Consider the following 17,228-nt stretch of genomic DNA (forward strand, 5'->3'; position numbering starts at 1 on the left):
AAAAAAGTTGCATAAAAAATATTTGATGATATAATAATGATAAGTAAATAGAAAAAGTGACTTGGAGGAATGAGCCATGATTATAGAGGTAAGAGCAAAAAACTGTTATGCATTTGAGGATGATATTATATTTTCAATGAAAGCAGATATGCGAAATAAAAAATTTGGAGCAAATGTTCACAAAGAGAATAATTTTAATGTCCTTAAAACGATAGGAATATATGGACCAAACAATGCCGGTAAAACATGTCTAATCAAGTGCATTAGGGCAATAAGAAATGTACTTTTAAATAAGAAGAATGGACTGATGCCGAATATTTTTACTGATAGTGATGTATGCGAGTTAGGTGTTACATTTATGGCATCTGGAAGAAAGTTCTCTTATGATTTTAAGTACGACGCAGAAAAAGAAGAATATATATATGAGTCATTTTCGGAGATATTTAAAGATCAGTACAACAACGAAAAGGAAGTTTGTTGGTTAAAAAAAGATACTGTTAGTGAAATATATGAGTGTATTGATGAATCTGTTCAGAATATGATTTCAGTTGTATCGAAGAATAATTTGCTATGCTATGTGGTAGATACAAGTAAATTCGAACATATCAATGAGATGAAGCAGATTCTTGTCGGATTTGCAGAAAAAATTGATATCATCAATATGAATAACATACCTATGCAGCACACGATTGAACTTATGAAGAATAAGAATCAGTTACAGCAAAAGGTTGTTGAGTTCATAAAAAATGCTGACTTATATATGGATAATTTTGAATATGTGGATATGGATAAGATACAGCTGAAAACTGGTGAAGGTGACGAGAAGCCAGATGAGAAAGTGCTTGATATTCCAGAGAACATTATGGATCAAATCAGATTGGTTTCTACTTATAAGGGAGTCCATGTGCCAAGTATGATGTTTGACTCCACAGGAACAAAGAAGATTGCAGCTATTGCCAGCTATGTAATTGAAGCACTTGAACAAGGCAGGATTTTAGTCGTGGATGAGTTGGATAGCAGTATTCATTTTAAGCTTACCAGGGCAATTGTTGCTATGTTTAATAATGAATTGAATACAAGTGCACAGATGATATTTACAGTACATGATATAAATCTTATGGATTGCAAGAGAATGTTCCGAAAGGAGCAGATTTGGTTTGTTCATAAGGATGAAGAAGGTGTGTATGTATATTCTCTTGCTGATTTTACTGCACAGCAGGGCGTACGAGATACGACAGATGTTATGGAAAAATATCGGAAAGGTGCACTTGGCGCTTTGCCTGATCCAGAACTGATCAACTCTTTGCTTAGCATTAAAGGCGGTGTAAAGGGGGATGATGCCGATGCCAAATAAGCTCCCTAAGTTCTTTGATAAGCATAAAATTTGCATTATCTGTGAAGGTAATGAAGAATATGAGTATCTTAAGCGCTTGAAAGATTTGAATGTGTGGAACGAGCAATATGAAGTTTCACTAGTTAATGCCGGTGGCAATGGAAATATCCCGGCGAGATATCAGGATAGGTATCAAAATGGAGCAGACGAACTGGTGCTTGTGTTCTGTGATACTGAAAAGAAACCTCATGAGCAGTATGAGGACATTAAGCGTAAGATTAATGTGTTTCATGGTGTGGATAATGCTGCAGATGAAGTGATTATGTTTGGTAATCCCTGTACGATGCAGATAATATCCAAGCATTGGACCGACGAAAATTTGAAATCTCCTGCAAAACCGGTGAATGTTCCTTTGATAAAGAAATATACCGGAGTAGAGAATTACAAAGGAAGGGCAGACCAGATCAATGAGGTTATGAAGTATGTTACTGTAGAGAATTACAAAGATATGAGTCGACGAGTGAAAGATTTGGATTCGGATGATTCTGTTACTGGTAGCAGTAATTTTGGAAAGTTCATAAAGCTGTTTGAGAGTGATGATAGTGGGTGGATTGAGAAGATTAATGAACAAATAGAGTAGTATAAGGAGAGTACAAAAGTTATATTATGAACAAAGTAAATGTGATAAAACAAAATTTGGAGTTCATAGGTAAAACGTGGATTAAGTATATTGGTACATTTGCAAGTATATTATCGCTTTTCTTTTTGTTTTGGACTTGGGATGATATACGCATTACGTCAACACAATATAAATGTGTGATAATAATATTATTATGTGTGCTTGCGCTCATACTTGCAATTCTATGGACGTGTATTTTTAAGAGAACAAAGACAATTTGGGAAAGTCCATCTGGGAAAATAAAAGTATGTTATTCTGATATTATGAAAGATGGGTTTGACAAAAGGAACAAGGAAGAAAAGTTATTTGTAATTCCGGTTAATTCATGTTTTGACACTATTGTAGATGAAGATATATCAACATGTTCAAAGCCATTGGTATCACCTAATTCGCTACATGGAAGATGGATAAAAACAATGGTTAATAAGGGATTTACTATAGAAGAAATAGACAACAAGATACATAATTGCTTGGAAATGCAAAATTTAGTGCCCAAAAGTATTATTGCTGACGAAGATAAGGAACGTGGGAAAAGAGAAGTATATGAGTTAGGCACAGTGGCGATGATTAGGGGAAATAACAATAGTACCTTTTTGTTACTTGCAATTTCGGAATACGATAAAGATAATATCGCTCATACTTCTGTCGATGATTTAGAAATGTGCATAAAATCACTTCTTAATTTTTACGATCAACATGGTCAAGGGCATAGATTGGTAATTCCATTGATGGGAACAAACCTTTCGAGAGCAGGATTGTCACATAATGATTCACTGAGAGTAATAACATCGTTATTTCAATTGTATGGAGATAAAATACATGGAGAAGTTGATGTTGTTATATATAAAGGAGATAAAGATAAAGTAACATTAGACATATAGTAAAGGAGGAATTTAATATGTCATATCGAAATGCAAATTATAGTGCGTTTTATGTTTCGGAACCATTTAGTGAAAGTAATTTAGGGGCAAATTCAACACATGATTTTGTTTACTACAATATGCTAAGAATGTGGAGAGGAGAGGATAATAGTTTTCCCTTTAATGATGCACATGATAAGACATATAATGTGCGAGATGGTAGTGATTGGGAAAAGACTCTTAAGCCTAGACTTCATACAAGACTTGACAATTCTAAGAACATTATTTTATTTTTAAGTTCCATTACTGCCAATAGTCGTGCATTGAGGGAGGAAATGAATTACGGAATAAGTACAAAAGGTTTACCGGTAATTGTAATTTATCCAGATTACGACAAGAAGTCAGATATAGTTGATAGTAATGGAAATTTCAAGAAGCAGATTAAAGATTTGTGGGATAAGTTGCCGGCTTTTCGTGATAATATGTCTTCTGTAGCTACATTGCATATTCCATGTACTAAGAGTCTTATTACATCGGCACTGAATGATGAAGATTTTATGGTAAATACAATGGCAGATGCTAAAAGATATTTTTATAAATTGTAAACAATGGCATTTTGAGAATGACGAAACTTGTGGTGGTTGCAAAATGCTTGCAAAAAATCATAAAATAATGAAGAATACATAGAATATCAAGAATGATTATACAAAATATAGTAACATAAAACTTGGTTAGACACAGTATATAGTTTCTGAAATCGAGCTTGAGTAGCTTGAAAAATCGCGGAAAAGCCCATAAATAAAGGCTTTGCGGGATGTCGAAAAGACCAAATGGAGTGCAAATGGAGTTTAAAAATTATTTTTTTCTCTTGTTTATATTCCAGATTCACCTGCAAATTTCGTGAAATCAGTTATTCTCATAAAATAAAATTAGAGTAAATATGAAGAACAGTTTGTTTTGATTGAAGTGATTTTCGTCAAGGCAGACTGTTTTTTTGTTGCCTGCATTTAGAAAACAGATACCACAGAAAGGTTCTTTATTTTCGATGAGCTTAAACTCCATGACACAGTAATCACACTGATGGAGAATTAAAAAACAAGAAAATTTGATAAATTTCGGAAAATGATGTCCGATTTTGTATCTGCCAGTACAGAGTATATGAAGAGATAAATATTCAAAACACAGGAGGTACTGATTATGCAGAACAAATTATTTTTAAAGGTAGCCGATATATGTGAACTTCTGGAAGTAAAACAGACATCGGCTTATGAGATCATCGGAAATCTGAACAAGGAACTGGAAGAACAGGGCTACCTGACGCTTAGAGGAAAAGTTCCGACAAAGTATTTTGTGAAGCGTTTCTACGGTGTGGAAGATACTTGTGAGATTCCACAGGAAGAGGGAAAGGAATGGTTTCATGCGTAAGAGAAAAATGTATTTATCAGTGGAAGACATTGCAGAACTCTTTGGATTATCAGTTTCGTTTGCTTACCGGGTGGTGGAAAGAATGAATGCCGATCTGGCAAGCAAGAACTATTATGTGATTCTCGGTCGGGTGCCAACCCGCTATGTAGAGGACAAGATCTATGGTCTGGAACATGTTGAGCAATATTTGAAGGAGGATAAAGCGATATGAGTATAGTGCAGGAAAAAATGTATATGGATGTGGATGATGTGTGTGCAATTCTTGGTGTTTCTAAAGCGTATGCCTACAATTTGATGCGAGAGTACAACAAGGAGTTGAAAGCAAAAGGCTATATTGTAGTAGCTGGAAAAATCTCTACCAAATTTTTGGCAGAAAAGATTTACGGAATGAAGGTTGAGGATTAACAATGGGTGTTTACAAAGAAGGAAAGAACTGGAAAGTACCCCCTTTCCGTGGGGAGTGAGCAGGATGATCCTGTCCGTTGTCAGGGGCCTATGCTGGCCCTGGTCTGCTGACCGCCTCCTTTTCCATCTGATTTTTTGCCGGAAATGACAATCCGCGAAAATCGACAAAAATCGCCCGGCAGGTCGTAAACCTACCGGGCGACGATTTGAAGCGTTTTGTTGTTTTCTTACATGGTATAGTTCATACTCATAGCCGGAATATTCCCGTGGCGGGGCAAGGCTTTTTTTAAGCGGTAGAAGTGGATTAGATTATAATGATAGTAAAACAGCATGGCGGCGTCCTCCCGTGGGCCGCCATGCCTTTAACTGCTGGGAATGACAGAAAGAAAGCAGCGGCCTTGATTTCTCAAAACCGCCACCAGTGAATATAAATTAAGCGTGAAAATGGGTCTGCCCAGCAGCGTTTTTTTTCTTTTCTGCCGCTGGGCAGATGTTTTTTCTTTAGATACATGATAAGAGGAATTTTTGAAGATTCCATAAAGATTTGAAAAATGGACGGACATAAAAGACGTCCATTACACTATCGGAAAATCAGCAAGGAAGTTTCATAGTAACCTTTGCGCCGCCGGTTTCTTTTGAATTTTCTAAAATAAGCTGACCATTATGTTGTTCCATAATCGAATTTGTAATATATAGACCCATACCAAAGTGTAACTTTGAATTGCGGCTTTGATCGCCCATATAGAACCGTTCCTGTGCGTGGCATAATGCCTCTTTAGAAAACCCCGTTCCCTCGTCTGTGACTGAAATTTCCACGAAACCGTTGTTACTCTGAACATCCACATAAAGCGTTCCGCCTTGCGGGGAGTAGTCCAGCCCATTACTGATAACATTCATAATAGCACGTTCTATCAGCACCCTATCAAATTTCAGCATTTGAGGGAGTGAAACAGTATTCATTTGCAGCCGGATTTCTTTTGTCCGGCATAGTGATTCCATATAACCGAACAAGTGCTGCATGAACGCTGGCAAGTCTATACTTTCAATATGGAGCTGATAACCAACCGCCGCCCGTGATATATCAATCAGGGTTTGAATATATGACTGCATCTGGCCGGAGCTTTCCACGACGTAACCAGCGTATAATCGTTGCTCATCATCAAGATTTGTTTCTGTGAGTAAATCAGCATTTCCTTGAATAACCGTCAGAGGCGTTTTCAAATCATGGGCAAGCGCGGCGATTTGCTCTTTCTGTGTCTGTTCGGTTTTCCATTGCCGTTCTAACGAAATTTTCAGATTATCTTTCATATCTGAAAAAGATGCAAGGACATCTTCAAACTCTTTGATTTTGGCGTGTCCTACTTCAAAATCAAGGTTTTGCTTTGAAACCTCCGCAGTTGCTTCAAAAAGCGGGGTCAGTTGTGTACGCAGGTTCTTAGCAAATCTGGCGGTCAGTATGATAATGACCAGCAGCGAATTTACAGCCATCAGGATAAACACAAGCGTGTCAGGAGATGGAAAATATTCCGGTAGCCATGACACTGTAAATTGAGAACCAATATAATACCTTAAAACGCAAAATTCGTTTTCCCGGACAACAAGTGCAAACTGCCTCCCCGTAGCATATTCAATATATTCTCCCTTTGCGTACAGCAGGGCAATTTCTTTTTCATCATCGTCCATATTGCTGTAAAGCTCATTAAAGTTCTTGTCCAGAATTAAGTAGCCGCATCCCTGTGGAATCACAACCTTTGTAATATCCGGGGCAATCGTCAGCGTTGGAATGATCTCTTTTACCTGCAATTCACTTAGATTTGCTCTTGTAGCTAATCCAGCATTTACAGCAAGTCCCTCCAAACCAGAAGGGACAATAATTGCCGCTACCAGCATGACAATGAGGGAGATAGCAAACTGGCGAAACAATATTTTCAATGTAGGTTTCTTTTTCACTCCCATTTATATCCTATCCCCCATACGGTGCTGATCGGACTTATTTTGAAATGCTCCAATTTCGTACGAATATTTTTTATATGCGTTGAGATCGTAGAGTTATCGCCTATTCCATCAAACCCGAAAACGGCTTCATAGATTTGTTCTTTTGTAAAAACCTGTCCCCGGTTTTTCGCAAGGTATTCACAGATTGAATACTCGCTTTTGGTAAGGGGAACCGGCTGTTCTGAAACATACAGTACCTTTGCGGAAAGGTCAAATCTTATATCAGGCTCAAATGAAAGTGTGCTGTGATGCTCCCTTTTTTCTCTGCGTAAATGTGCCGCGACACGGGCGCGAAGCTCCTGAATACGAAAAGGTTTCGTAATATAATCATCCGCACCGATGCCCAATCCAAACAATATATCTTCCTCTAATGTCTTTGCGGTCAGAAAGAGAATCGGGCAGTCTACCATATTCCTGATCTGTTTGCAAAACTCAAACCCGTCTGTGCCAGGCATCATCACATCCAAAAGAATGAGGTCATAGAAATGCAGCTTTTTGATGTCTACATCATCCGCATTTTGACAGACTGTTATCAAATATCCATCTTTCCCCAAACTGTTCTTAATCAATTCCAAGATAGAAACTTCATCGTCAACTACAAGTAAGTGGGTCAAAAAATCACCTCCCGCCCCATTATACCACATTGTCGAGGTTACTCATCATTATTTTTAATGTCAGCTTTCCGATATTCATTGTTGATATTTACAGCTACGGCATTGCTTATATCCACATCCACAATACTGTAAACGTAGCCGAAACTGAAATCTTCCCCCGCCACATTTTTGAAGCGTTTCGATACCTGCCCGATTTCTTCTTGCAGTTCTGACATTTCAAGACATTCATCCGTTATGGTATATGTCAGGCCGTTATATGAAATTTCATCATAGTTTGCGGCGTTCAGCTCATAATACGGCAGAGATTCATTTAACGCCTTATTTTTATCGGCGGTATCGCGGAGCGCACCGCAGGCCGATAAGCATATAAGACTTACAAGCACAATTACCACGGCAAACAGGCACTTTTTATTCACTGTTTTTACCTCCCTCCCAACCATGAAACCAAACCAAACTGGCAATCAGCAGACAAACAGTGCAGCATACAGAAATAATCATACCGCTGAAAAAATCGGTTTTTACCTGTGCATACAGTTGGGGGCTATCCCATGCAAGCACAGTGTAATCCATAGCACGAACGCCCCAGGCCCAGGGAATATATTTCCATGTAGCGTCACCAAGCCCTGTTATCATAAGGGCAGCTATTAAACTCCCTGCAATTCCCAATCCCATAGATGCACCTTTTCCGAAGCTCATTCCCACAAACAAATGAATCAGGTAAATGGGAAGCATGGTAATCAACAATAGAATCCCTGCTTTCAGGTAAAGGCTTGCCGGAGCATCCCTATATAGTGCAGCGAATGTTCCTAACGCTAAAAATGTTGCGCCAAAAGCACAGATCATCAGAAAACCAAGTTTACCAATATACGTTGCCATGCGAGATGGGATTGTTCCCAACAAAAGCTGATAATGCCCGGCCTGATTTTCGATCTGAACAACCAGGCCCACAATAATGCCGATCAGAAACGGGAACGCAACGGCCAGCACTTCCAGATAGGCACTGATTTTGGTTGCCAGTTCCCATCTGGATATATGATAGTAACCCGCAAAAATCGCCGCACATATAATCGGAATCATGCTGTGCATATAGAGCAAAATGCTATGTTTACACTTCTGATATTCTGCTTTCCAGCAGCGAACCACAGATACCATAGTTACCCCACCTCTTTTTTCTCAAACCATCTTGCAGTTAAAAATGACAGCGCCGCAAACCAGGCCAGCGAAATGACCAATACAAGTATAATCATCCAAAATGCCATTGCCGTACTCTGATCTGCAACCGGCTCACCATTAGGAAAAATACCTAACACGGAAATCATAAGATGCGGCACCCAGCTATACGGGCAGATCATCCACAAAGAGGTTGTAGCCGTGAAAATCCCTAAAACGCTTCCAAGTCCGGCATTAAGAATAACCGTGACAAAGATACCAACTTTTTTTGATAACCATAAGCACAGCGGAACTTCCCATAGGCTTGCAATGACAATACAAGCTGTTCCGGCCGCAGCCTGCCAAATTCCGATTGTCAGGGGAATTTCGTTGATAACTAATATTGCAAAACCGCCCAACAGATTTAGCGCCAGGAAAATGAAATTCCCCACACAGGAGTAAATACCGGCCACTCCAATTTTTGCTTTCCAGACTTTGTTCTGCGAAACAGGCAATGAAGCAACGGCACGATATTTTAGTTTGCCATTATCCCGCTGTTCAATCAAGGCACAGGTGAGCGTAAGGAATCCAGGATAAAGCAGGATATACCACCAATTATAAGAATTGAGCTGGAACCAAAGAGGGGCAAAAAAGTTCATAAGCGCAGTTACAAACGGGGCCAGAACGATCAGCGTTTTTGTGAAAGTTCTCTTATGCTTTAGGTTCTCTGCCTGAATATATGCCATCTCCATTTAATATCCCTCCTTACCATTTCTGCGAACAACATCCATAAAGAGTTGTTCCAAATCTTCACCGGCGCGAAGCTCTCCCTCATATCCAAGGACACCGCCAGCAATGATACCCACATGATCTGCAATCTGCTGGACTTCTGACAGAATATGGCTGGACAAAATAACTGTAATCCCTTTGCAGGGAAAAGAGCGAATTAACTCTCGAAGTTCCTCAATCCCTAAAGGGTCAAGGCCGTTAGTCGGTTCATCCAGAATCAAAAGCTGGGGACTGTTCAGCAATGCAATAGCAATACCAAGCCGCTGCTTCATACCAAGAGAAAACTGCCCGGCCCGTTTCTTGCCGGTATTCGTGAGCTGGACAATTTGCAATACCTCGTTAATTCGTGCATCGTCCAGGCCGAGCAATGTAGTTCTGACTTTGAGATTTTCGTATGCAGTCAGATTTTCGTAAAGCGGGGGCATCTCAATCAAAGCACCGATATGCTCCAGATCATTCCGCTTCCACGGGTGGCCGTCAAACTCGATGCTTCCCGATGTGGGGCGCAAAATGCCGGTGAGCATTTTTAAGATCGTGGATTTGCCAGCCCCATTCGGCCCCAGCAGACCATAAACCGAGTTGCGCCGGATGTTCAGTGACACATTGTTTACCGCCATTTGCCCCTTGAAATTTTTGCAGAGGTCAGTCGTTTTCAAAATCATATCCATATAATCAAGTCCTTTCTTTGATTTTACGGATAGCATACCGGGCAATTTTGAAGATTTCATAAAGATTCCCGAAAACAGAATATGAACAATACACCGTAAGCTCCCATGTTTTTGGTCTTTGATTCAATCATCTTTCTACGGATAAGCTTCTTTTCTTCGGGGGAAACACAAAACAAAATCTGTATATTTCTTTTTCTCTTTGCCATAGGCAGATTCTCCTTTCTTTGGTTCTTCGAAGTAGTGACTTCTGGGCTTTTAATTTAGGGCAGGGTTCCCTAAATTGCTGGTTTTTCGGAAGTGTATATACACTTCCTGTCCTTGCTATTTACCGGTGGCACAGCCTCCGGAAGAGAGTCCTTAAAAAAGAATCCCTCTATAAATAAGGTACTGAGAGAAGAAAAAGAGGACATCGAAGCTCTGAAGTATGACGCAAGCATGATTCTGTGGTATAGTAAAATCTGAATGAAAAAGAAGAAAAGAGGTCAAACCGATGTCACGGAAAAACCATAAGATGATAGATGGGAGATTACTGCAAACGAATAAGAAGTATTCCCAGTTAAAAATGAAGCAGAAAGAAAAGATTGCGGAATGGATGTTTCAGGCAACCAGAGATTATTATATGAAAAAATGTACTTTTCCGAGTGACAAACATCTGGAAGAAGTGGTGGATTCTGTTTATGAAAAAATTGAAGATGCAGAAATCTGGATTCCGTATGGAGAGGTCTTCAAGCATTATAAATCCAAACGATCGGATATCAACAAACGTGTCAGAAAATCTCTGAATGAAAAAGAAGAGAGTCGGATTGAGAAGGTCTGTTTTATGAATATGTGTATGATTCAGGATCATAAAGGGAATGTACTGGCTCTGGATAAAGTAAATGATAGCTATACCGGTACAACTTTTCCAGGCGGTCACGTAGAAGCAAATGAGATTTTTCAGAAATCTATGATTCGGGAAGTCTGGGAAGAAACAGGACTTACGGTTGAAGCACCGAAGCTTGGAGGATTATATCATTGGCATAAGAGCGGAGTGCACTATGTTATTACCTTGTATAAAGCGGATAAGTTTACCGGAGAATTAAAGAGTTATGAGGAAGGAAGAGTTTATTGGATTCCGCTGGAAGAGTTAAAAACAAAAGAACTTGCTACAGGTATGGAACACGTTTTGCGGATTCTGGAATCAGAGAAGGTGGATGAGTGCTATATGCATCTGGAAGCAGATGGATATGTGGGAGACTTGTATTAAAGAATTACAGGAGAAATGGCTGCCTGTTCATTGGAGAAAAGACAGCCATTCTTTATAAGATACATCATTCATATACAATCATAACGGCACCTCGTCTTTTCCTAAAATTATAAATACAACTGTATTGAAAAATAAGCTGTGCTGTCATACACTTGTATTATAATACAGGGGTATAAAGGAGCGAGAAGATGAAAAAAAGGTGGTTTATCAGTCTGATAATCGGTATAATAATGGTTATAAGCGGTTGTCTTGGATATTTGCAATATGGGCGTGATATGGATGTGTATGGTTCCTATGCAATGACAGCGGACAATTACCATGAAGAACGGTTGACGGTAGTGGTAAATAAACTGTATGTAGCGGACCAGAAAGTATGTGCAGAAGAAATCGTGAAACGTTGCAGAGAAAATTCATTTAAAAGTGTGCGGTTCAGCTACGATCAGTCGATTCCGAATGCGTTATATGTGACGGTATATTCATCAAAGCGACAGGCAGAGAAAGGAAAGCAGATGTTTTCATTTTCTTACTTGCCGGAGGACAGTGATGAAACGTATAATATTGTTAATGATTCGGATAAATTTATGTTGAAGCTGGAGAAATAACACAGCTGATGATACAGCTTAGAAGAGTAGGAGTGAAAGAATGGTAGAAGATACTATGTTTTCCGGGGAATCGAAAAATATTGAGTACAAGGTATCCTTACCTGATAAAAGTGAAAAGTACATGAAGACAATCGTAGCTTTTGCCAATACACAAGGTGGCAAGCTGATTGTTGGAGTAGATGATAAAACACACCAGATTGTTGGTGTGGAAAATGATGTGTTGTTTCAGCTGATGGATGGAATTGCCAATGCAGTTTCTGATTCCTGTGTGCCACAGATCATTCCTGATATTGAGCCGCAGACGGTAAACGGGAAAACAGTTATTGTTGTATCAGTAGAAGCAGGAAAGAATAGACCATATTATCTAAAATCAAAGGGAAAAGATAATGGCACTTATATCCGTGTAGCAGGTACATCAAGACAGGCATTTCCGGAGAAGATAAAAGAACTGGAAATGGAAGGAGCCAGAATCTCATGGGATGAGCTTACTTGTGTGAGTTATCCTGTTTCAGAGGAAGCAACAGAGAAACTTTGTCAGGATATCGAAAAGTTCCGGAAGAAAGCAGGAATGTCAGAACATTCTGTAAAGAAAGAGCAGCTGATAAACTGGAAAATCTTGAAGCAGAGCGAGGGACAGCTTCTGGCAACGAATGCCTATGCGTTGCTGACATCAGATTATTTTTCATTCTCCAAAACACAATGTGCGGTATTCAAGGGAATAGATCGCGCAGTATTTCTTGATAAGAGAGAATTTACAGGACCAATCTATACACAAATCGAAGAAGCAGTAGATTTTGTATTGAGAAATATTCGACTTGGAGCAACAATTGACGGATTGGTGCGAAAAGAGAAATATGAGCTACCACCGGAAGCAATCAGGGAAATGATCATTAACGCCCATTGTCACCGTAACCTGTTGGATGAATCCTGTATTCAGGTCGCAGTTTATGATGACAGACTGGAAGTGACTTCTCCAGGCGGATTATATAACGGATTGACTTATGAGGAAATCATGAATGGTCATTCTAAGATCCGGAATAAAGGAATTGCCAATATATTCAGTCAGATGGGACTCGTAGAAGCATGGGGAAGCGGAATTAAAAGAATCCTTAATGCAGCAGAGGAGTATGGACTTCCGAAGCCGAAATTTCAGGAATTCGATAATATGTTTCGGGTAGAGCTGTTTCGTAATTCATTTCCGATGATAAATGAAAAAGAAAACATCGGAGAAGCATCGGAGAAGCATCGGAGAAGCATCGGAGAAACATCGGAAGTAGCGTGGAGAACAGACCTCAACGATACACAGCAAAAGATTATAAAATTGCTTTCAGAAGATCATCAATTATCAGCGGTTAAGTTAGCTGAAAAAATCGGTGTTGCCAGTCGAAATATAGAGAACAATATTAAGAAGTTAAAAGAGTATGGTATTCTTATAAGACATGGCTCTCCAAAGAATGGTTACTGGGAGATTGTAGATAAAGATCTACAGGAGTGAGAAATAAATTAGTCCAAGACTAGTCCAAGATATCTCAAGATTAGTCCAAGAGAATATATATATAAATAACAAAAATAGATTGACATTTTGTAGTAATCAGTAGTAAACTGTACTTGTGGAAGGGAAGTGATATGTTTGGCTAGAAAAACACCAAAAGATGGCAAAGAAGAAAACATACGAGTACGGGTGACTCCAGAACAAAAACAGAGACTTGTTGAGTATGCAGAAAGACACTATCAGAGCATGAGTGGTGTTGTATGTCAGGCATTGGATCTCCTGTACGCAAGAGAAGAACAACAAAATAATAAAGAGTAAAATGGAGTTATTTTGGAGTTTATTTCTTCATAAGCGGTGCGAAAAGCACAAAATTAGAATACACGTTCGAAGCATAAGCCTCTAATAACAGCCTTTGCGTGTCATGAAACGCAGTCCGCAAAGGAGTTTGAATAATTTTCAAAAGCTCGCAAAGTCTAGTAAAATGGGCATTTGCGAGCTTGTTTTTTGTCTTGTGGTACTAAAATGGTACTAAAGTGAGCTGCTATGAGAATGGTCATCTATTTTTTTACAATGTCTTTTTAGAGAATATTGCATAGCTATGATGCTTAAAATTATTCCAATTAACAATCCAATAAAGGCAAAAAATATTTGAGCTTTTGAATGGTATCTTAATATTATAAAGGCGGTTAATCCGATAAAGATGATAACATACCAATATGATTTAGATAGCTTTTTTATACTTGATAATTTTTCAATAATTGATGAACAACTGGAATCAAGCCAAAAGAAATAGCTGATATCTATTACAAAATAAGTAAATGCAATAGTACATTCTTTGTTAATAAGAAAAACAATCCCATAAATAAAACAAAGAATTAACCAAGTCCAAGATATTTCTGAAGAGGTAAGTTTGTGATATGAAGTTGATTTGGTTATTTTGACTATGGTAAAGAAGAAAATTTTATGTAGTAGTCGTATAAAAAAACCTGCTCCTAATTGTAAAAAGGCAAAAGTAAAACCACTATCATTCAGAAATTTAGGTAGCTTTGGTGAAATAGTAATGTAGAAATATACGACAATTAATAATGTTAATGAAGAAATTGCTAGAAAAACAATAATGCTAGATGCATAATCGCCTATATATGGGGAATCCGCTTCGAAATCATTAATATTAGATTTACATGCTATTTTATAGAATAAGCAGTAAAAGAAAGCTGTAATAATGCAACATAAAAGAGCTGTACCAAGTAGTTGTTCAATCATAATAAATCTCCTTAATTCATAGCATGAGGCCATGTTATTTTCCACTCAAAATATTCATTTGGAGAAATCTCTCCGTTATTTAATTTCGTTTTCATTTCACACCATTCTGAAAGGAAATCATTTACCAATCCATATTCAAAAGTTAATGCAACAGGTGCACCTGCACAGTCATAATCATCTTCGTTATAAGTTGGTCTGGCTGTTTCCGATGGCTTTGCCGGAGTCATTGCAGTTAAGTGAATCAGATTGCCGGGAGCAGTGTACTCAGGAAATCTGGTACCTTTTCCTCTTGCTGGAAGTGAAGCTGCACTTTCTTCAAGCCAGAAAAGTGTTTCTATAATATCCTCTGCAGCACCAAGGCTATAATCAGAGATAGCTTTGTAATTGCAGTGCAGTGCATCGGCGAGCTTCAAAATCATATCTTCGCCGGGAATACGTGCACCAGTTTCGTATTGTGATATACGGACTGACATATTTTTTCCTTCAAAGCCAAGAGCACCGCCTAGATCATCCATTGTCATTTTACGGAACACCCGTATTTTCTTTATTCTTTCACCTATTGTCATAGTGTAGTTACCTCCATTTTGTGGTTCTGTATGGACTTTTGAACACAGTATAACACGAAAAAAATAAAAAGGGAAGTTTTTCTATACGAAAATATTAGAAAAAGTTCTTGACAATTCAATACCATAGTGTATAGAATAATCATAATTCGTTTATCTATACAATACGGTATTAAAAAACAACTGAATGAGCGGTATCAGAAATCTAACAGGCATTTGCCATGACCTTCGTATGAAAGTCATTTATAGAATTAAATGTGAAGCGAGCGAGTGTAGACACTCCCCTAAGTGGACCGAGTACCTCGAGCAGGAGCGGGCGGTATTACAGGAGATTATCTCAGGTAATGAGGCTGGTTGTGACATTAGCAGAACTGGTATGGAGAAACGCCGAAACAACATTTTATTAAGGAAAGGTGGTGAAAGGCATGAACGAAAAGTTTTTAAAAGTGGAAGATATCATGGGAATTCTTGGGATTTCCAAGTCAGTAGCATATAAGCTTATGCGGGAACTGAATGACGAAATGGTAAAGAAAGGCTATATCGCAATTCGTGGAAGAGTAAACAGAAAGTATTTTGAAGAACGATTCTATGGAATGAGTGATGCAGGCTGATATTAAGGGAATATCGGGAGCTGGTAGGAGCTTTCGGTATTTCTACAGGTTTTGAAGTATGTTGACAGATAAAGAGAATGAGCGCAGCAGGTGCAAAAGTTCGTATGGCTTATGCACCTGTTTTTGCGTGTGTAATGAAAAGGAGATGATGAATATGCCAGCTTATAAAGATAATAAGACAGGTACCTGGTTCGTCAAATTCTATTGTAAGGACTGGACCGGGGAAAATAAACAGATAAAGAAAAGGGGCTTTGCAACGAAGAGGGAAGCCCTTGATTATGAACGGAACTATAAGATTCGGCAGGAAAACAATCTGGATATGACATTTGGGAAATTCTGGAAGCTGTATACAGAGGATGTAAAGCCGAGAGTGAAGCTGAACACATGGCTGACTAAGTGGAGATACCGGTTGAAAAGCCGGTACTCTACGAAAGGTGTCGGAATTGCGACCGTAGAGCGTATCAGCAAGCGAAAGAACGGTATGAGCATCAAAGGAATGGACTGGAAAAGAAGTATAAGGCAAAGACTGTTGAATTTGATACAATGATTGTTGTGTTATGGTGGTATGTAATTGTGACGACAATATTTGCGGCAATACGGTCGGAAACATTTTTAGGTGATTTTACTGTATTTGTTGATACAGTATGGAATGGTATTTGCCAGTCTGGTAAATGGATTGTCGATGTAGGAAATGCGTTGGCACAGGCGGGAGACAGGATACCAAATGAGACGATGGCGATTGTTGCACATTGGCTACTGTTTATTATTGTAATTGTTGGAGCGGCAGTTGCTGTAGGTGTACTGATGGTGATTGGAGAAAAGAAAGTTACGAAGGTGTATCGAGAGAATTGTTGGGATGTGATTAGCGTTGGAGAGGCGGTAACAAGTGTAGCTTTAGTTGTGTATTTTGGGGATTGGATAAAGGCTTTTGTAAAACTGAATCTTGTTGTTTTATTGTTATTGGTTCAGGCAGTATATGTCGGAATCAGAGCGTATGTGAAAGGTTGTAAAAGAGCCAGAGGCTATTATTGATGTTGAGGTGCAGGAAATACCGCAGAAAGGTGGATGAAAGTTATGGAAAAATTGGAGAAAGTTATTGTAGAAAACGGTATTACTTATGTGCTGGGCGAGGATGATATTTATTATCCGGATTTACAGTTGCCAGAGGGAACAAATTATAATATCGGAAAGTTTGGACATATGAGATGTGAGTATCTGAAGGAGTTCAGACATGGATATTATATGGAGCTGTTGCTTGAAGGAAAGTTGAATGAATATCTGCATGATATTGATGAGGAATGCCATGAGATGCTGGATAGGATTGTGGAAAAGATGAAGGAGAAACAAGACGTGACAGAGCAGTTAAAAGCTGAGAATCAGATGCTGTGGGTAGGGAAGATGAATAATATTATTGCTTGTGCGGAGGCGGTTGTGGTGAGAGAGGTGGTGTATGTGTGATTTGGGGCAGTCGAAAGGCTGCCTTTTTGCTGTATGATATATTGTTAAATTTATAAAATTGAATATTTTTCATGAA

Annotated in this window: 23 protein-coding genes and 1 pseudogene; 15 read left to right on the forward strand and 9 right to left on the reverse strand. The window is 38.7% G+C overall.

Going from position 1 to position 17,228, the window contains the following annotated elements; translation table 11 throughout:
- Positions 1-76 precede the first annotated feature (76 nt).
- The 7 genes from AC075J_RS02900 (at position 77) to AC075J_RS02930 (ending at position 4,702) form a co-directional block, all read left to right on the forward strand.
- Entirely contained in the window at positions 77-1,354 is a 1,278-nt protein-coding gene (locus AC075J_RS02900) for an AAA family ATPase (RefSeq protein WP_476389969.1), read from the forward strand.
- Complete coding sequence (locus AC075J_RS02905) at positions 1,344-1,973, forward strand: hypothetical protein (RefSeq protein ID WP_055201488.1); 630 nt, start codon at positions 1,344-1,346, stop codon at positions 1,971-1,973. Before AC075J_RS02900 ends, AC075J_RS02905 begins: the two co-directional genes overlap by 11 nt.
- Positions 1,974-1,999: 26 nt before the next feature.
- Positions 2,000-2,893, forward strand: coding sequence for a macro domain-containing protein (locus tag AC075J_RS02910; protein ID WP_055201487.1), 894 nt, complete (start codon positions 2,000-2,002; stop codon positions 2,891-2,893).
- A 17-nt stretch (positions 2,894-2,910) separates the two neighbouring features.
- Positions 2,911-3,477: a TIR domain-containing protein gene (locus AC075J_RS02915; RefSeq protein ID WP_055201486.1), complete on the forward strand. Its 567-nt coding sequence runs from the start codon at positions 2,911-2,913 to the stop codon at positions 3,475-3,477.
- 592 nt (positions 3,478-4,069) lie between these two features.
- The gene (locus AC075J_RS02920; protein ID WP_055201485.1) at positions 4,070-4,297 is read left to right on the forward strand and encodes a hypothetical protein; all 228 of its coding nucleotides are present in this window, start codon (positions 4,070-4,072) and stop codon (positions 4,295-4,297) included.
- Positions 4,290-4,508 carry a hypothetical protein gene (locus AC075J_RS02925; RefSeq protein ID WP_055201484.1) on the forward strand — a complete coding sequence of 73 codons (219 nt, stop codon included), beginning with the start codon at positions 4,290-4,292 and terminating at the stop codon, positions 4,506-4,508. The genes AC075J_RS02920 and AC075J_RS02925 overlap by 8 nt, the downstream gene beginning before the upstream one ends.
- Complete coding sequence (locus tag AC075J_RS02930) at positions 4,505-4,702, forward strand: MerR family transcriptional regulator (protein WP_009244013.1); 198 nt, start codon at positions 4,505-4,507, stop codon at positions 4,700-4,702. The genes AC075J_RS02925 and AC075J_RS02930 overlap by 4 nt, the downstream gene beginning before the upstream one ends.
- Positions 4,703-5,293: 591 nt before the next feature.
- Here the strand turns inward: AC075J_RS02930 and AC075J_RS02935 are convergent.
- The 7 genes from AC075J_RS02935 to AC075J_RS02965 are packed head-to-tail and all read right to left on the reverse strand — an operon-like array spanning position 5,294 to position 10,123.
- Positions 5,294-6,658 carry a sensor histidine kinase gene (locus AC075J_RS02935; protein WP_118071896.1) on the reverse strand — a complete coding sequence of 455 codons (1,365 nt, stop codon included), beginning with the start codon at positions 6,656-6,658 and terminating at the stop codon, positions 5,294-5,296.
- Positions 6,649-7,311 (reverse strand): response regulator transcription factor, encoded by a 663-nt coding sequence (locus tag AC075J_RS02940; RefSeq protein ID WP_174514930.1) that lies wholly within the window; start codon positions 7,309-7,311, stop codon positions 6,649-6,651. Before AC075J_RS02940 ends, AC075J_RS02935 begins: the two co-directional genes overlap by 10 nt.
- A gap of 38 nt (positions 7,312-7,349) precedes the next feature.
- Entirely contained in the window at positions 7,350-7,727 is a 378-nt protein-coding gene (locus tag AC075J_RS02945) for a NisI/SpaI family lantibiotic immunity lipoprotein (RefSeq protein ID WP_025580194.1), read from the reverse strand.
- Positions 7,720-8,463, reverse strand: a complete 744-nt coding sequence (locus AC075J_RS02950) for a lantibiotic immunity ABC transporter MutG family permease subunit (RefSeq protein ID WP_025580193.1) — start codon at positions 8,461-8,463, stop codon at positions 7,720-7,722. Before AC075J_RS02950 ends, AC075J_RS02945 begins: the two co-directional genes overlap by 8 nt.
- A gap of 2 nt (positions 8,464-8,465) precedes the next feature.
- A complete protein-coding gene (locus tag AC075J_RS02955) occupies positions 8,466-9,212 on the reverse strand; it encodes a lantibiotic immunity ABC transporter MutE/EpiE family permease subunit (protein WP_055201481.1) in 747 nt (248 codons plus the stop codon).
- Positions 9,213-9,917, reverse strand: a complete 705-nt coding sequence (locus AC075J_RS02960) for a lantibiotic protection ABC transporter ATP-binding protein (RefSeq protein ID WP_173680960.1) — start codon at positions 9,915-9,917, stop codon at positions 9,213-9,215.
- 56 nt (positions 9,918-9,973) lie between these two features.
- The gene (locus tag AC075J_RS02965) at positions 9,974-10,123 is read right to left on the reverse strand and encodes a hypothetical protein (RefSeq protein WP_226839767.1); all 150 of its coding nucleotides are present in this window, start codon (positions 10,121-10,123) and stop codon (positions 9,974-9,976) included.
- A gap of 284 nt (positions 10,124-10,407) precedes the next feature.
- Here AC075J_RS02965 and AC075J_RS02970 point away from each other — a divergent pair, with 284 nt between their 5' ends.
- The 4 genes from AC075J_RS02970 (at position 10,408) to AC075J_RS02985 (ending at position 13,575) form a co-directional block, all read left to right on the forward strand.
- Positions 10,408-11,163, forward strand: coding sequence for an 8-oxo-dGTP diphosphatase (locus AC075J_RS02970; RefSeq protein WP_055201479.1), 756 nt, complete (start codon positions 10,408-10,410; stop codon positions 11,161-11,163).
- A 188-nt stretch (positions 11,164-11,351) separates the two neighbouring features.
- Complete coding sequence (locus AC075J_RS02975; protein ID WP_055201478.1) at positions 11,352-11,765, forward strand: hypothetical protein; 414 nt, start codon at positions 11,352-11,354, stop codon at positions 11,763-11,765.
- 40 nt (positions 11,766-11,805) lie between these two features.
- Entirely contained in the window at positions 11,806-13,260 is a 1,455-nt protein-coding gene (locus AC075J_RS02980; protein ID WP_055201477.1) for an ATP-binding protein, read from the forward strand.
- Between the two features lie 135 nt (positions 13,261-13,395).
- Positions 13,396-13,575: a hypothetical protein gene (locus tag AC075J_RS02985; protein ID WP_028086473.1), complete on the forward strand. Its 180-nt coding sequence runs from the start codon at positions 13,396-13,398 to the stop codon at positions 13,573-13,575.
- Positions 13,576-13,785: 210 nt separating this feature from the next.
- Here the strand turns inward: AC075J_RS02985 and AC075J_RS02990 are convergent, their stop codons facing one another.
- On the reverse strand, positions 13,786-14,520 hold the full coding sequence (locus AC075J_RS02990) for a hypothetical protein (RefSeq protein WP_022379847.1): 735 nt from the start codon (positions 14,518-14,520) through the stop codon (positions 13,786-13,788).
- A gap of 11 nt (positions 14,521-14,531) precedes the next feature.
- Complete coding sequence (locus tag AC075J_RS02995; protein WP_022379848.1) at positions 14,532-15,086, reverse strand: helix-turn-helix domain-containing protein; 555 nt, start codon at positions 15,084-15,086, stop codon at positions 14,532-14,534.
- A 422-nt stretch (positions 15,087-15,508) separates the two neighbouring features.
- Here AC075J_RS02995 and AC075J_RS03000 point away from each other — a divergent pair, with 422 nt between their 5' ends.
- From AC075J_RS03000 to AC075J_RS03015, 4 genes and pseudogenes are all read left to right on the forward strand, one after another.
- On the forward strand, positions 15,509-15,694 hold the full coding sequence (locus AC075J_RS03000; protein WP_022379849.1) for a hypothetical protein: 186 nt from the start codon (positions 15,509-15,511) through the stop codon (positions 15,692-15,694).
- 154 nt (positions 15,695-15,848) lie between these two features.
- A pseudogene (locus AC075J_RS03005) lies at positions 15,849-15,998 on the forward strand (Arm DNA-binding domain-containing protein); the annotation flags it as partial.
- A 92-nt stretch (positions 15,999-16,090) separates the two neighbouring features.
- A complete protein-coding gene (locus tag AC075J_RS03010; protein WP_242859439.1) occupies positions 16,091-16,726 on the forward strand; it encodes a DUF6040 family protein in 636 nt (211 codons plus the stop codon).
- A gap of 42 nt (positions 16,727-16,768) precedes the next feature.
- Entirely contained in the window at positions 16,769-17,152 is a 384-nt protein-coding gene (locus AC075J_RS03015) for a TnpV protein (RefSeq protein ID WP_022379852.1), read from the forward strand.
- Positions 17,153-17,228 lie beyond the last annotated feature (76 nt).

Source organism: Blautia sp. ZXY-1-C6, from assembly GCF_056339875.1.

Bases quoted from the DNA above. Each gene is read 5' to 3' on its own strand.
- AC075J_RS02900 (WP_476389969.1), top strand. From the start codon at position 77: ATGATTATAGAGGTAAGAGCAAAAAACTGTTATGCATTTGAGGATGAT.
- AC075J_RS02905 (WP_055201488.1), top strand. From the start codon at position 1,344: ATGCCAAATAAGCTCCCTAAGTTCTTTGATAAGCATAAAATTTGCATT.
- AC075J_RS02910 (WP_055201487.1), top strand. From the start codon at position 2,000: ATGAACAAAGTAAATGTGATAAAACAAAATTTGGAGTTCATAGGTAAA.
- AC075J_RS02915 (WP_055201486.1), top strand. From the start codon at position 2,911: ATGTCATATCGAAATGCAAATTATAGTGCGTTTTATGTTTCGGAACCA.
- AC075J_RS02920 (WP_055201485.1), top strand. From the start codon at position 4,070: ATGCAGAACAAATTATTTTTAAAGGTAGCCGATATATGTGAACTTCTG.
- AC075J_RS02925 (WP_055201484.1), top strand. From the start codon at position 4,290: ATGCGTAAGAGAAAAATGTATTTATCAGTGGAAGACATTGCAGAACTC.
- AC075J_RS02930 (WP_009244013.1), top strand. From the start codon at position 4,505: ATGAGTATAGTGCAGGAAAAAATGTATATGGATGTGGATGATGTGTGT.
- AC075J_RS02935 (WP_118071896.1), bottom strand. From the start codon at position 6,658: ATGGGAGTGAAAAAGAAACCTACATTGAAAATATTGTTTCGCCAGTTT.
- AC075J_RS02950 (WP_025580193.1), bottom strand. From the start codon at position 8,463: ATGGTATCTGTGGTTCGCTGCTGGAAAGCAGAATATCAGAAGTGTAAA.
- AC075J_RS02955 (WP_055201481.1), bottom strand. From the start codon at position 9,212: ATGGAGATGGCATATATTCAGGCAGAGAACCTAAAGCATAAGAGAACT.
- AC075J_RS02960 (WP_173680960.1), bottom strand. From the start codon at position 9,917: ATGGATATGATTTTGAAAACGACTGACCTCTGCAAAAATTTCAAGGGG.
- AC075J_RS02965 (WP_226839767.1), bottom strand. From the start codon at position 10,123: ATGGCAAAGAGAAAAAGAAATATACAGATTTTGTTTTGTGTTTCCCCC.
- AC075J_RS02970 (WP_055201479.1), top strand. From the start codon at position 10,408: ATGTCACGGAAAAACCATAAGATGATAGATGGGAGATTACTGCAAACG.
- AC075J_RS02975 (WP_055201478.1), top strand. From the start codon at position 11,352: ATGAAAAAAAGGTGGTTTATCAGTCTGATAATCGGTATAATAATGGTT.
- AC075J_RS02980 (WP_055201477.1), top strand. From the start codon at position 11,806: ATGGTAGAAGATACTATGTTTTCCGGGGAATCGAAAAATATTGAGTAC.
- AC075J_RS02990 (WP_022379847.1), bottom strand. From the start codon at position 14,520: ATGATTGAACAACTACTTGGTACAGCTCTTTTATGTTGCATTATTACA.
- AC075J_RS02995 (WP_022379848.1), bottom strand. From the start codon at position 15,086: ATGACAATAGGTGAAAGAATAAAGAAAATACGGGTGTTCCGTAAAATG.
- AC075J_RS03000 (WP_022379849.1), top strand. From the start codon at position 15,509: ATGAACGAAAAGTTTTTAAAAGTGGAAGATATCATGGGAATTCTTGGG.
- AC075J_RS03015 (WP_022379852.1), top strand. From the start codon at position 16,769: ATGGAAAAATTGGAGAAAGTTATTGTAGAAAACGGTATTACTTATGTG.